This is a genomic window from Geobacillus sp. LEMMY01, assembly GCF_002042905.1.
GTDB classification, from domain to species: domain Bacteria; phylum Bacillota; class Bacilli; order Bacillales; family Anoxybacillaceae; genus Geobacillus; species Geobacillus proteiniphilus.
Genome location: NZ_MVKA01000017.1, coordinates 1 through 12,461 on the forward strand (window position 1 = coordinate 1; position 12,461 = coordinate 12,461).

The 12,461-nt window shown below is 48.1% G+C and carries 9 protein-coding genes and 1 pseudogene; 9 read left to right on the forward strand and 1 reads right to left on the reverse strand.

The genetic code is table 11. From position 1 onward, the window contains the following. A pseudogene (locus B1A75_RS19340) lies at nucleotides 1–152 on the reverse strand (IS66 family transposase); the annotation flags it as partial. 474 nt (nucleotides 153–626) lie between these two features. Between B1A75_RS19340 and xylF the strand changes: the two are divergent. The 9 genes from xylF (at nucleotide 627) to B1A75_RS09585 (ending at nucleotide 12,347) form a co-directional block, all read left to right on the forward strand. Beyond that, on the forward strand, nucleotides 627–1,724 hold the full coding sequence (gene xylF / locus B1A75_RS09545; RefSeq protein ID WP_079936115.1) for a D-xylose ABC transporter substrate-binding protein: 1,098 nt from the start codon (nucleotides 627–629) through the stop codon (nucleotides 1,722–1,724). A 99-nt stretch (nucleotides 1,725–1,823) separates the two neighbouring features. Beyond that, nucleotides 1,824–3,344 carry a xylose ABC transporter ATP-binding protein gene (locus B1A75_RS09550; RefSeq protein ID WP_079936116.1) on the forward strand — a complete coding sequence of 507 codons (1,521 nt, stop codon included), beginning with the start codon at nucleotides 1,824–1,826 and terminating at the stop codon, nucleotides 3,342–3,344. Next, nucleotides 3,341–4,519: a sugar ABC transporter permease gene (locus B1A75_RS09555; RefSeq protein WP_079936117.1), complete on the forward strand. Its 1,179-nt coding sequence runs from the start codon at nucleotides 3,341–3,343 to the stop codon at nucleotides 4,517–4,519. Before B1A75_RS09550 ends, B1A75_RS09555 begins: the two co-directional genes overlap by 4 nt. Nucleotides 4,520–4,603: 84 nt before the next feature. Next, a complete protein-coding gene (locus tag B1A75_RS09560) occupies nucleotides 4,604–5,620 on the forward strand; it encodes a Gfo/Idh/MocA family protein (protein WP_079936118.1) in 1,017 nt (338 codons plus the stop codon). Then, nucleotides 5,617–6,663: an aldose epimerase family protein gene (locus B1A75_RS09565; protein ID WP_079936119.1), complete on the forward strand. Its 1,047-nt coding sequence runs from the start codon at nucleotides 5,617–5,619 to the stop codon at nucleotides 6,661–6,663. Before B1A75_RS09560 ends, B1A75_RS09565 begins: the two co-directional genes overlap by 4 nt. A gap of 259 nt (nucleotides 6,664–6,922) precedes the next feature. Beyond that, the gene (gene xylA, locus B1A75_RS09570) at nucleotides 6,923–8,260 is read left to right on the forward strand and encodes a xylose isomerase (RefSeq protein WP_068895146.1); all 1,338 of its coding nucleotides are present in this window, start codon (nucleotides 6,923–6,925) and stop codon (nucleotides 8,258–8,260) included. 13 nt (nucleotides 8,261–8,273) lie between these two features. Beyond that, complete coding sequence (gene xylB, locus B1A75_RS09575) at nucleotides 8,274–9,773, forward strand: xylulokinase (protein ID WP_079936120.1); 1,500 nt, start codon at nucleotides 8,274–8,276, stop codon at nucleotides 9,771–9,773. 283 nt (nucleotides 9,774–10,056) lie between these two features. Next, the gene (locus B1A75_RS09580; RefSeq protein ID WP_254866621.1) at nucleotides 10,057–11,223 is read left to right on the forward strand and encodes a transposase; all 1,167 of its coding nucleotides are present in this window, start codon (nucleotides 10,057–10,059) and stop codon (nucleotides 11,221–11,223) included. A gap of 311 nt (nucleotides 11,224–11,534) precedes the next feature. Beyond that, complete coding sequence (locus B1A75_RS09585) at nucleotides 11,535–12,347, forward strand: histidinol-phosphatase (protein WP_074043953.1); 813 nt, start codon at nucleotides 11,535–11,537, stop codon at nucleotides 12,345–12,347. Nucleotides 12,348–12,461: the final 114 nt, after the last annotated feature.

Here is a 12,461-nt window from a genome sequence, read left to right on the forward strand (position 1 = left end):
GCAATACGTGCTTTCAATTGCTGGTTTTCTTGTCTTAACTGTTTATTTTCGTTGATGAGTTTTTCGATGGTCTGTGCTTGACGTTCGATGTTTGCCACCATGCTTTCGAGTGTGAAGACCGCTTCTTGGAAGCCAAAAGCAACATTTGCCATTGTGTTCACCTCCCATGTCTATGATGGTAATTAGTATAGACAAGGAAGGTACGAACAAACCGGCTCTCGTAAATTTTTTCTATGTACGGGCTGAATAGTTACTTTCACTAAGTATGCGAAAAAAGTCATCTTTCATTATTTATTCTACCGAATGTTACCTTTAGCAATATCCGATTGGTCAATTGCTTACTTTGTTCAATATGTAAATTTTTTGTCATAATTAAGAGAAAGAATGAGAAGCCAAATCGACACACACTGGTTGGATGAGAGAGCCTAGCCAGTGTTTTTTTGTGACAGAAGGCAAGAACTTTTCTCTTTTCTCTCCTTGTCTCCGGATATGAAGATCAAAACTTTATGATGAATAACTCGAAAAAACTTTGTTTGTATTATGGACAAACAAATAAAATTGCTTTATAATTTACTTGAAAGTTTCTTGAAAGTTTTTAAAAATTACTACCTATTAGGGGGGATATTATGAAGAAAGCTTCAAGGTTCCTAAGTCCTGTCTTATTCCTTTTTCTCTTTCTCATCCTATTGTTGTCGGCCTGCGGGCAAGATGTTGCCAAAAATGAAAGCGGAAACAACAGTGGAGGTCAGGCAAGTCAAGACAAAAAAATTAAAATTGGTTTTTCTGTATCCGACCTTACACTGGAAAGATGGCAACATGACCGTGATATCTTTGTCGAAGAGGCGAAAAAGCTGGGAGCTGATGTCATTGTCCAGTCAGCAAATGGGGATAGCGAGAAACAATTATCCCAAATACAAAATATGTTATCTCAAGGAATTGACGTTTTAGTCATTGTAGCTGTTAATACGGAATCCTTATCCCCTGTTGTGCAACAGGCTAAAAAAGAAGGAGTCAAAGTGCTTGCCTATGACCGTCTCATCATGAATGCAGATGTCGATGCGTATGTGTCTTTTGACAACGTGCGTGTTGGGGAGATGCAGGCCGATTACTTGGTAAAAAAAGTACCTAAAGGGAACTACTTCTTGTTAGGCGGCTCACCGACTGATAATAATGCCAAGATGTTTAGAGAAGGACAAATGAAGGTATTGCAACCACTAATCGATAAAGGTGATATCAAGGTTGTGGGGGATCAGTGGGCTAAAGACTGGCAGGCCTCTGAGGCAATGAGAATTATTGAAAATGCATTGACGGCTAATAAAAACCAAATTGATGCGATTGTTGCATCGAATGATAGTACCGCAGGTGGAGCAATCCAAGCATTAAAGGCTCAGGGACTCGCCGGCAAAGTAGCCATTTCTGGTCAGGATGCCGACTTGGCTGCTGTGCAACGGATCGTGGAAGGAACTCAATCTATGACAGTATATAAGCCGATCAAAAGCATTGCAACCAAAGCGGCTGAAGTCGCTGTCCAGTTGGCTAGAGGAGAAAAAATTCAAGCAGATGAAACGGTGAATAACGGCAAAGTAGATGTGCCATTTATTAAACTGGATCCCATTATGGTAGATAAAGATAATGTCATTGATACTGTTATTAAAGATGGATTCCATTCGTATGACGAAGTATATAAAAATGTACCTGAGGACAAACGCCCGCCGAGGCCATAATCTGATGTGATTCGGTATACGGACAGCATTCCAGACTGATGGTATATGGATGCTGTCCGTCATTTCCTGTTAAATTTGATAGATTGGTGGGTGGGATCGATGCAACCATACGTTTTAGAGATGAAGGGGATTACAAAAGAGTTTCCGGGAGTTCGAGCGTTAGATAAAGTGACCTTTTCTGTCCGCAAAGGGGAAATTCACGCTCTTTGCGGTGAAAATGGCGCAGGAAAATCAACCTTAATGAAAGTGTTAAGTGGTGTTTATCCGCATGGGTCGTATGATGGCAAGATTTATATAGAGGGGAAAGAGGTCCAGTTTCGAAACATTAAAGAATCACAGGAAGCAGGAATTGCTATTATTTATCAGGAACTAGCGGTTGTCGAGGAAATGAGTGTCGCTGAGAATCTATTTCTCGGTCATGAGTTGATGAGAGGAAAGTATATCGACTGGAACCGCGTGTATGCGGAGGCACGAAAATGGCTAATGAAAGTGGGTTTAGATGTTGATCCGGAAACCAAGGTTAGAAACTTAACCGTCGGCAAGCAACAATTAATTGAAATCGCCAAAGCATTGGCTAAAAATGCCAAAATTATTATTTTAGACGAGCCGACGGCAGCATTGACGGACAATGATGTAGAAGTTTTAAAACAGATCCTCCGTGATCTTCGCGCTCAAGGGGTCACTTGTATTTATATTTCTCATAGGCTGAATGAAGTGATGGAATTGGCTGATACAGTAACTGTCTTGCGTGATGGACAAACGATCAGTACGGATCCTATTGATCAACTGACAGAAGAGCAGATTATTGCCAAGATGGTAGGGCGGGAGCTGAATGAATTATACCCGTACGAGCCCAGGGATATAGGCAGAGAAGTGCTTAAAGTGGATCATTATTCTGTTAGTGATGAACGCACAGGAAGAAAAATCATTGAAGATGTGTCATTTTCTTTGAGGTCAGGTGAAATTCTTGGAATTTCAGGACTGATGGGTTCAGGGAGAACAGAGCTGTTCACTAGCCTATTTGGAGTTTACCACGGAAAGAAAGAAGGAAACGTATGGATTGACGGCAAGCAGGTTGAGATTCATCGCCCTGCTGAAGCGATTCGATACGGTATGGCTTATGTGTCAGAAGATCGAAAAAAATATGGTCTTGTTTTAGAAATGGATATTATTCAGAATGCTACACTTGTAGCTTTGAAAAAAGTGGCAAAGCGAAACATTATTGACCATGCCTTAGAAGTGAAGCGGGCGGAGGAAATGACAAAAAAAATGAAATTAAAAGCTCCTAATTTAGAGGCAAAAGTATCCCAATTAAGCGGTGGAAACCAACAAAAAGTCGTGTTGAGCAAATGGCTGTTGAATAATCCGAAAATATTGATTTTAGATGAGCCGACCCGGGGAATCGATGTCGGAGCAAAGTATGAGATTTACAAAATTATGAATGAACTCGCTCGACAAGGCGTCGGTATTGTTCTAATTTCATCTGAATTGCCGGAAGTAATGGGTATGTCCGACCGAATTTTGGTTATGTCGGAAGGGAAATTTGTTGGAGAGTTTCAACATCACGAGGCAACACAGGAAAAAATTATGGCTTGTGCAACAGGGGGGAAAAGAAGATGAAGGGATCAGCAATTGAGGCAACATCAAATCATCGAAAGGAAGAGAAGAAACTGCAGTTGAAGTTTGATTTGCACTCTTATACGTTGATCGTTGCTTTAATCGTTATTGCTGTGATTTTTGGCGTTTTGACTGACGGGGAGTTTCTATCATCACGGAATTTATCCAATTTGTTTATGCAAATGTCCGTCATATCTATTCTAGCGATTGGCATGACGCTAGTGATCATAGCGGGTCATATTGATTTATCGGTCGGATCGGTAGTTGGGTTGACTGGAGGAATTGCGGCCATTTTACAAGTTTGGTATGGTTGGGGGACAGTTCCTGTTATTCTTATAGCTATTATGGTTGGCGCCTTCATTGGGTTATGGCAAGGTTGGTGGGTGGCCTATCGGAATGTTCCTGCTTTTATTGTCACCTTAGGGGGGATGCTTGTTTTTCGCGGAATTTTGATTGGGATCAGCAATGGGGAAACTGTAGCTCCGTTAGATAACAGTTTCGAAGCCATCGGCAATAGCTATCTTCCGTACGTGATCGGTTATATATTAGCGGCCATTGGCATCATTTTATTGTTTGTTTCTGTCGAGCGAAATAGAAAAAAACGGAAAGCATTAGGATTGACGCTCAGTCCAAAAATCAGTCACTATGGGAAAACAACACTTTACTCGTTTTGTATTTTGGTGTTGGTATATATGTTAAACCGTTATTACGGCGTCCCCATTCCGATGCTTATCGTTGTTTTATTGGCGATGATCTTTGTATTCATTGCCGTCAAAACACCTTTTGGGAGATATATTTATGCCATTGGGGGCAATATCGAAGCGGCTGCTTTGTCTGGAATCAACATTAAACGCGTTGTGTTAGCTGTTTTCGTTTTAATGGGAATTCTTTCAGCTATAGCTGGTATTATCTTGACAAGTCGGCTCAATGCAGCGACAGTGAGTAGCGGAGAAATGTACGAATTGGACGCCATTGCGGCTTGTGTCATTGGGGGCACAAGCCTCATGGGAGGAAGAGGAAATATTGTGGGTGCCATTGTCGGTGCCTTGATCATGTCTAGTATTGACAATGGCATGAGTATGATGAATATTGAAACTTTCTGGCAATATATTGTGAAAGGATTAATTTTAATTATCGCCGTTTGGGCAGATATCTCAAGTAAAAGTAAGGCAAGTTGAGTTCAAGATGTAAAAAAGCGGGAAGAGGCTAGCTCATTTTAATGCTAGCCTATCTCTTTGAAAATCGAAAGGAGAGAATGAAAAATGAAACGCCAAGTCCACTTTGGCATCATCAGCACCGCCGCTATTGCCAAAGAGGTGATGATTCCGGCGATTCGCCGAACGAGTCATGCGGAAGTTGTGGCAATCGCCAGTGAAAATGGAAAGGCCAATCAGGTGGCGCGGGAACTCGGGATTCCGAAGGCGTATGACAGCTATGAGAAGCTGCTCGATGATCGTGACGTCGATGCAGTGTATATTCCGCTTCCCAACAGCTTGCACGTCGAATGGACAATCAAAGCAGCGAAGAAGAAAAAGCACGTGCTTTGCGAAAAACCCGCCGCCTTATGCGAAGAGGATGTCCGGCGTATGATCGGGGGATGCGAGGAAAACGGCGTTTTATTTATGGAGGCATTCATGTACCAATTCCATCCGCAGCATGAACGGGTCAAACAGCTTTTGGCCGCTGGCGAGATCGGCGAAGTCAAGTATATGCGCACCCATTTCTCCTTTTACTTGCAAGACCGAGAAACGAATATCCGCATGAACGATGAGCTTGGCGGGGGAAGCCTGCTCGATGTGGGCTGCTATTGCGTGCACTCGACGAGACACATTCTTGACGCCGAGCCCGTTGAGCTGTTCGTCCAATCTCGTTTTGATCCGCATCGTTCGGTCGATTTGACGACGAGCGGCTGGATGAGGATAGAAAATGGCGTTTTTGCCCAGTTCATGTGCAGTTTTGATATGTTTCCGCAAAATGAATACGAAGTTATTGGCACGAAGGGGAAAATCATTGTTTCGCGGGCGTATCGGCCGGATGTGGATAGTGGAGAGGGACGGATTACGATCGTAACGGCTGATGGCAGCGAGCGCGAGGAAACGGTGGCAGGCGACCAATACGCGCTGCAAATCGAGCACTTTTCGCGCGCCATTCTCGAAGGGACGCCGCTGTTGTATTCGCCGGAGCGCATGATCAAACAGGCGCGGGCGCTCGATGCTTGCCGCACATCGATGAAAACGGGAGCGATCGTACAGTTATATAAGGAAGGAGAATCGAGATGAACATTACATACGAAAAGTGGTCCGAACTTAATGGAAACGATATTCTGTTGTTCACCTTGGTCAATGATCGCGGCATGGAACTGTCGGCGACAAACTACGGATGCATCGTGACGGACATCCGCGTTCCAGACCGGAACGGCAATATCGAAAATGTCGTACTTGGGTTTGATCGGTTTGAACCGTATTTAACCAACGCTCCTTATTTTGGGGCGGTGATCGGCCGGGTGGCGGGGCGCATTCAAGGGGCGAGTTTTGAGCTTGATGGCGTCACGTACCGGTTGGCGAAAAATGAGAACAACAACCACTTGCACGGCGGCCCGAACGGATTCCATCGTGTGCTTTGGCAGGCGGAACCGGTTCAGCGCGATGATGCGGTTGGGATCGTCTTTTCGTACACAAGCCCGGACGGGGAGGAGGGATATCCGGGAACGGTTCATGTTCAAGTAGCGTATTGGCTCAATAATAACAACGAATGGACCGTCACGTACCGGGCTCGTTCGGACAAAACGACGCTCGTCAATTTGACGAACCATACGTATTTTAACTTGAGCGGCAACGGCAAGCGTGATATTTTGGATCACACGCTGACCATCCAAAGCTCCCGTGTGTTGGAGCTGAATGAGGAGTTGATTCCGACAGGCCGCGTCTTGGATGTCGCCGGCACGCCGTTTGATTTGCGGAATGGAAAGACGATACGGGAGGCGGTCGAATCCGGGCATCTGCAAATCGAACTCGTTGGCGGAGGCTATGACCATCCGTTTTGGCTCGACCGGCATCATGACAAAGAGATTGTGCTTTCCGATCCAGAGAGTGGGCGGATATTGACCGTCGAGACGGATGAAGTCGGCGTCGTCGTGTACACGTCGAACCAGTTGCCGGAAGGGTTGGATTTGGGCGGCGTGCCGTCGCGGAAATATCTCGGCATTTGCTTAGAAACGCAAGGGCTTCCGGATGCCATTCACCATCCGCAGTTTCCGTCGATCGTATTGCCGGCTGACAAGGAGCAGGTGTCGATGACAAGGTATCGATTTAGTGTTGACTAAGTTGAATTTTAAAATCAAAGCAGTTGTGGAAACAGAAAGTCATCATAACAAGTGTCGGGATGTAAAGCATTACGTAATAAAAAACGGTAACATCTAGAGTGTGGGGGATCGTATGCCCATCCCCCCTGTAAAACTTCAACCAACATAGTTGTGGTTTTACAGGTGAGAATACTTTGTTTATATGATAGACAAACAAATATGAAAGCGTTATAATAAAACTGAAACAAATCATTCTCGCTTATTTAAGGAGGACTTGGACATGGCGTATTTCCCGAATATCGGAAACATTCCATATGAAGGACCGGAGTCGCGCAATCCGTTGGCGTTTAAGTTTTATAATCCGGAAGAAAAAGTCGGCGACAAAACAATGGAGGAGCATTTGCGTTTTTCGGTCGCCTATTGGCATACGTTCACGGGGGATGGATCGGATCCGTTTGGCGTCGGCAATATGATTCGCCCGTGGGACAAATACAGCGGCATGGATTTGGCCAAGGCGCGCGTGGAGGCGGCGTTTGAACTGTTTGAAAAGCTGAACGTTCCGTTTTTCTGCTTCCATGATGTCGACATCGCGCCGGAAGGGGAAACGCTCAGCGAGACGTACAAAAACTTGGATGAAATCGTCGATATGATTGAAGAGTACATGAAAACAAGCAAAACGAAACTGCTGTGGAATACGGCGAACTTGTTCAGCCATCCACGCTTCGTTCACGGGGCGGCAACGTCATGCAATGCCGATGTGTTCGCCTATGCGGCGGCGAAAGTGAAAAAAGGGTTGGAGATCGCCAAACGGCTCGGAGCGGAAAACTACGTGTTCTGGGGCGGCCGGGAAGGTTATGAGACGCTGCTGAACACGGACATGAAGCTGGAGCTTGACAATTTGGCTCGCTTCTTGCACATGGCGGTCGACTATGCGAAAGAAATCGGCTTTGACGGCCAGTTTTTGATCGAGCCGAAGCCGAAAGAGCCGACGAAGCACCAATACGATTTTGATGTCGCGACGGCGTTGGCGTTCTTGCAAACGTACGGGCTGAAAGATCATTTCAAATTCAATATTGAAGCGAACCATGCGACATTGGCCGGGCATACGTTTGAACATGAACTGCGCGTCGCCCGCATTCACGGCATGCTTGGCTCGGTCGACGCAAACCAAGGGGATACATTGCTTGGCTGGGATACGGACGAATTCCCGACGGATTTGTACGCTACGACGTTGGCGATGTACGAAATTTTGCAAAACGGCGGCCTTGGACGCGGCGGCTTGAACTTTGACGCGAAAGTGCGGCGGGGCTCGTTTGAACCGGAAGATTTGTTCTACGCTCATATCGCCGGGATGGACAGCTTTGCGATCGGCTTAAAAGTCGCGCATCGATTGTTGGAAGACCGCGTGTTTGAACAGTTCATCGAAGAGCGGTACAAAAGCTATACGGAAGGCATTGGCCGCGAAATTGTCGAAGGAACGGCCGATTTCAAAAAACTCGAGGAGTATGCCTTGCAGCTCGGCGAAATTCGCAATACGTCCGGCCGCTTAGAGCGGCTGAAAACGCTGCTCAACCAATATTTGTTGGAAGTCAGCGTGCCGAGCGTATCCCGTTCGTGAAAGAGGGATGACTTTGGAATACGTCATTGGCGTCGATTTAGGAACGAGTGCAGTCAAAGTATTGCTTGTCGATCGAAACGGGCAGGTAAGAGGGGAATGGACCGAGTCCTATCCTCTCTACCAGCCGCATTCCGGCTATAGCGAGCAGCGCCCCGACGATTGGGTGGAAAAAACGATCGTCGCACTGCGCCGCGTCTGGGAGACGGCGGGCGTTTCCCCGGAGTCGATCGTCGGCTTGAGTTTTTCTGGACAAATGCACGGGCTTGTGCTGCTTGATGACGACGGGAACGTCGTGCGCAATGCGATTTTGTGGAATGATACGAGAACGACAGCACAGTGTCGGGACATTGAAGAAAAGGTCGGCCAAGACGCGCTGCTGGCAATCGCCAAAAACCAGGCGCTTGAAGGATTCACCTTGCCGAAGCTCCTTTGGGTGAAACAACACGAACCCGAGCTGTACGAGCGGGCGCGGGTGTTTTTGTTGCCGAAAGATTACGTCCGCTTCCGCTTGACCGGGCACATCGCGATGGATGTATCGGATGCGGCGGGGACGTTGCTGTTGGATATGGAAACGAAAATGTGGAGCGAGATGATCGCCCGGGCGGTCGGCGTCGATCTTTCGCTTTGCCCGCCGCTTGTTGAAGCGACGGCGTTCGTCGGGACGCTGCGCCCGGAGATTGCCGAGCAGACCGGGCTGCCGTCATCGGTGAAAGTGTTCGCCGGTGGGGCGGACAATGCTTGCGGCGCGGTTGGCGCGGGCATTTTGGCAGAAGGCCGCATGATGTCAAGCATCGGCACATCCGGCGTCGTGTTGGCGTATGAACAAAGCGGGGAAAAAGATTTCGCTGGAAAAGTGCATTACTTCAACCACGCCGAGCCGGATGCCTACTATATTATGGGAGTGACGCTGGCGGCGGGCTACAGCTTTGACTGGTGGAAGCGCACGTTTGCCGAAGACGTGCCGTTCGCTGAGATTGTAAAACGCGCGGCCAAGTCGCCGATCGGCGCGAACGGCTTGTTGTTTACGCCCTATCTTGTCGGCGAGCGGACGCCTTATGCCGATGCCGATGTTCGCGGGTCGTTTATCGGCGTCGATTCGCGGCAGACGAAATGGGATTTTGCCCGCGCGGTCATGGAAGGCATTACGTTCTCGCTCAACGAATCGGTTGAGATCATCAAAGCGAGCGGCAAAACGATCGAATCGGTCGTCTCGATCGGCGGCGGGGCAAAAAGCGCCGAGTGGCTGCAAATCCAAGCCGATATTTTCGATCTCCCGGTGGAAAAGCTGAAGAACGAACAAGGGCCGGGACTAGGCGCTGCGATGATCGCCGCGTGCGGCGTCGGCTGGTTCGATTCGCTCAAGCAATGCGCGGATGCGTTCAAACAAGTCGAATCCGTCGTCGAACCGCGGCCGGATGCGGTCGCCCGATACAAAGAGCTGTTTGCGATTTATCGCGATGTATATCCGCGTACGAAAGAACTGGCGAAACGGTTAAAGGCGTTTCGGCCTTGACGACAAACTCCCTAAACCAAATGGATGGTTTGGGGAGTTTTTTGATCGGGCAACGAGGCAGGATGACCCGCCACGTTTGTCGAAAGGAGAACTTGAAAGGTGGAGATGAAACATGGACATTCGAAAAGAGTTCGAACATCTTCAATATTTCTTCGACTCGTATTACAGACCTGCGAGCGAGAAAGCCCACTCCTTTAGGGGTGGGATGAAAGCGAGCCGTTTTCTTATATTGAATGATTATGAAAAAAACGGTATCCTGTAATCGTCACAAGGAGGTGAATCCATGCCCACGATCACACTAAGGCTGGAAYTGCACAAACCAACGAAAGTCAAACAAGACATGTAYGAACGGATGACAGAAGTGAATACAGCGTTTGCGAATTGGCTGTTGAATCATCCCGAGCTGAATCAAGCGACGAGCAAACTATTTAAAGAGTTTTCGTCGCAGCRGTTTCCTTCTGCCGTCGYGAATCAGACGATTCGAGAAGTGAAGTCCCAAAAGAAAAACCAGAAAACAAAGAAGTTTCGAACATTATGGTGTTGCTTCAACAATCAAAACGYAAAGGTGGAAAAGAAAGGAGAGTTCTACACCGTTTCATTCCCCACACTGGAGAAGCGAATTGGCGTRCCGGTGGTCACGCGCCCCTATCAAGAAGCATGGCTGAATCGATTGTTGGACGGAACCGCCAAACAAGGGGCAGCCAAGCTCTACAAAAAGAGAAAGAAATGGTACTTGGCTATCGCGATCACATTTGAAGTGGAGCCGCGACACGAAACAAAGGTGATGGGGGTTGACCTTGGGCTTCGCTATATCGCCGTTGCCAGCGTAGGAACGAAATCGCTGTTTTTCAAAGGGAACCGATGCGCCTTCATTCGCCGACGATATGCGGCTTTGCGGCGAACGTTGGGCAAAGCCAAGAAGCTCCATATGATTCGCAAAATCGGCCGTAAAGAGTCCCGCTGGATGAAGGATATAAACCATAAAATCAGCCGTCAAATCGTCCGTTTTGCCCTTGCCAACGGTGTTGGCGTGATTCGGATGGAAGAGTTGACGGGGATTCGAAAACGGGCAACATCGGCCAAAGAAGCAGGACGAAGCCTTCATTCCTGGTCGTTTCATCAAYTGCAAACGATGATTGCCTATAAAGCGGAAATGGCGGGCATTCGGGTGGAGTGGGTGAAGCCGACCTATACAAGCCAAACATGCCGATGCGGGCATCGAGAGAAAGCGAACCGAAACGGCATCCACTTCCAATGCAAAAAATGCGGATATACGATTCATGCCGACTTGAATGGCGCGATCAACATCGCCAAAGCGATTTCGGGCTTCGCCGCCGAACCTAGCGCACTGGTCACAGGTGCGCCGCCCATTGGGGTACATCTTAACCCGATGGGACGGGGTGATGACACACCCCTAAACTTGGGCGTTGTCCGAACCAGAAATGGATGAGGGCGCAAACGACCCAAGAATCCCACGCCCTTTAGGCGTGCGGAGTGTCAAATTTTTGTTAATGTCGACGCGAGGCCGTTCTATCGGCGTTCGTTTTGACATAAGACATATATGGTGCGACATAGGCAAGGAGGGATGGAAATGGGCGATGTGATGAGACGCCTCTTGGCGGTGGCTGGTGTGGCGGTATGCGTCGGACTGTTGTTTCTTGTCGGCGCCAACGGATGATTGGATGAATATTCGCAAAACGGTTGTCCTTTCTTGCGGTAATGCGTTATAATGAGAAAAACAGCAGGAGAGGAGAAACACCGATGTTGACCGATTATCATAACCATTTGGAACGAGGGACGTTGACGCTTGATTATTTGCGCCAGTTCACGGATGCAGCGGTCAAAAAAGGCATCCAGCATTTCGGCATTTCCGAGCACGCGTACCATTTTTACCAAACGAAAAACATTTTGTCCAATCCGTGGGTCGACGCGCGCCGCTGCTACGATATGGACGATTATGTCCGGCTGTTCCACGAAGCGTGGGATGCGGGCCTCGATGTGAAAATGTCGATCGAAATGGATTATACGCCGGGCAAACACGAGGAAATGGCCGCCTTTATCCGCTCATACGAGTTTGACTATGTCATCGGTTCGATCCATTGGGTCGACGATTTCGGCATCGACTTAGCCGAATATCGCCACGAGTGGGAACGGCGCGATTTGTACGATACATACCGCAAATATTTCGATCAAGTCGTGACGCTCGCCGAGTCGAATTTGTTTGACATTATCGGCCACCTCGATTTGGTGAAAATTTTTAAATACGTCCCGGAAGATGAGGAATTTTTGCTTGAACAATACGACCGGGCGACAACAGCGCTCGCCAATTCGAAAACGTGCGTCGAAATCAGCACCGCCGGGCTGCGCAAGCCGGTCGGCGAACTGTATCCGGATCCGCGCCTGCTCCAAATGTGCTATGACAAAGGCATTCCGATTGTGTTGTCGTCCGACGCGCACGTGCCTGAGCACGTCGGCGCCGACTTTGACAAGGCGGTCGAACTCGCCCGCAGCGTCGGCTACACCGAACTGATGACGTTCTCGAAAGGCGAGCGTAAGGCGGTGCCGCTCGGCTGAACGGAACTGACAAAACACGAGGGTGTCCCAAAAGGATCAGGACACCCTTTCTTATTACCGTATGTAGGCATAAAACAATCATTAAGAAACGATGTGTTGTGTTTTGTTTAAGGA

Bases quoted from the DNA above. Each gene is read 5' to 3' on its own strand.
- B1A75_RS09585 (WP_074043953.1), top strand. From the start codon at position 11,535: ATGTTGACCGATTATCATAACCATTTGGAACGAGGGACGTTGACGCTT.
- B1A75_RS09555 (WP_079936117.1), top strand. From the start codon at position 3,341: ATGAAGGGATCAGCAATTGAGGCAACATCAAATCATCGAAAGGAAGAG.
- B1A75_RS09565 (WP_079936119.1), top strand. From the start codon at position 5,617: ATGAACATTACATACGAAAAGTGGTCCGAACTTAATGGAAACGATATT.
- B1A75_RS09550 (WP_079936116.1), top strand. From the start codon at position 1,824: ATGCAACCATACGTTTTAGAGATGAAGGGGATTACAAAAGAGTTTCCG.
- B1A75_RS09560 (WP_079936118.1), top strand. From the start codon at position 4,604: ATGAAACGCCAAGTCCACTTTGGCATCATCAGCACCGCCGCTATTGCC.
- xylA (WP_068895146.1), top strand. From the start codon at position 6,923: ATGGCGTATTTCCCGAATATCGGAAACATTCCATATGAAGGACCGGAG.
- xylF (WP_079936115.1), top strand. From the start codon at position 627: ATGAAGAAAGCTTCAAGGTTCCTAAGTCCTGTCTTATTCCTTTTTCTC.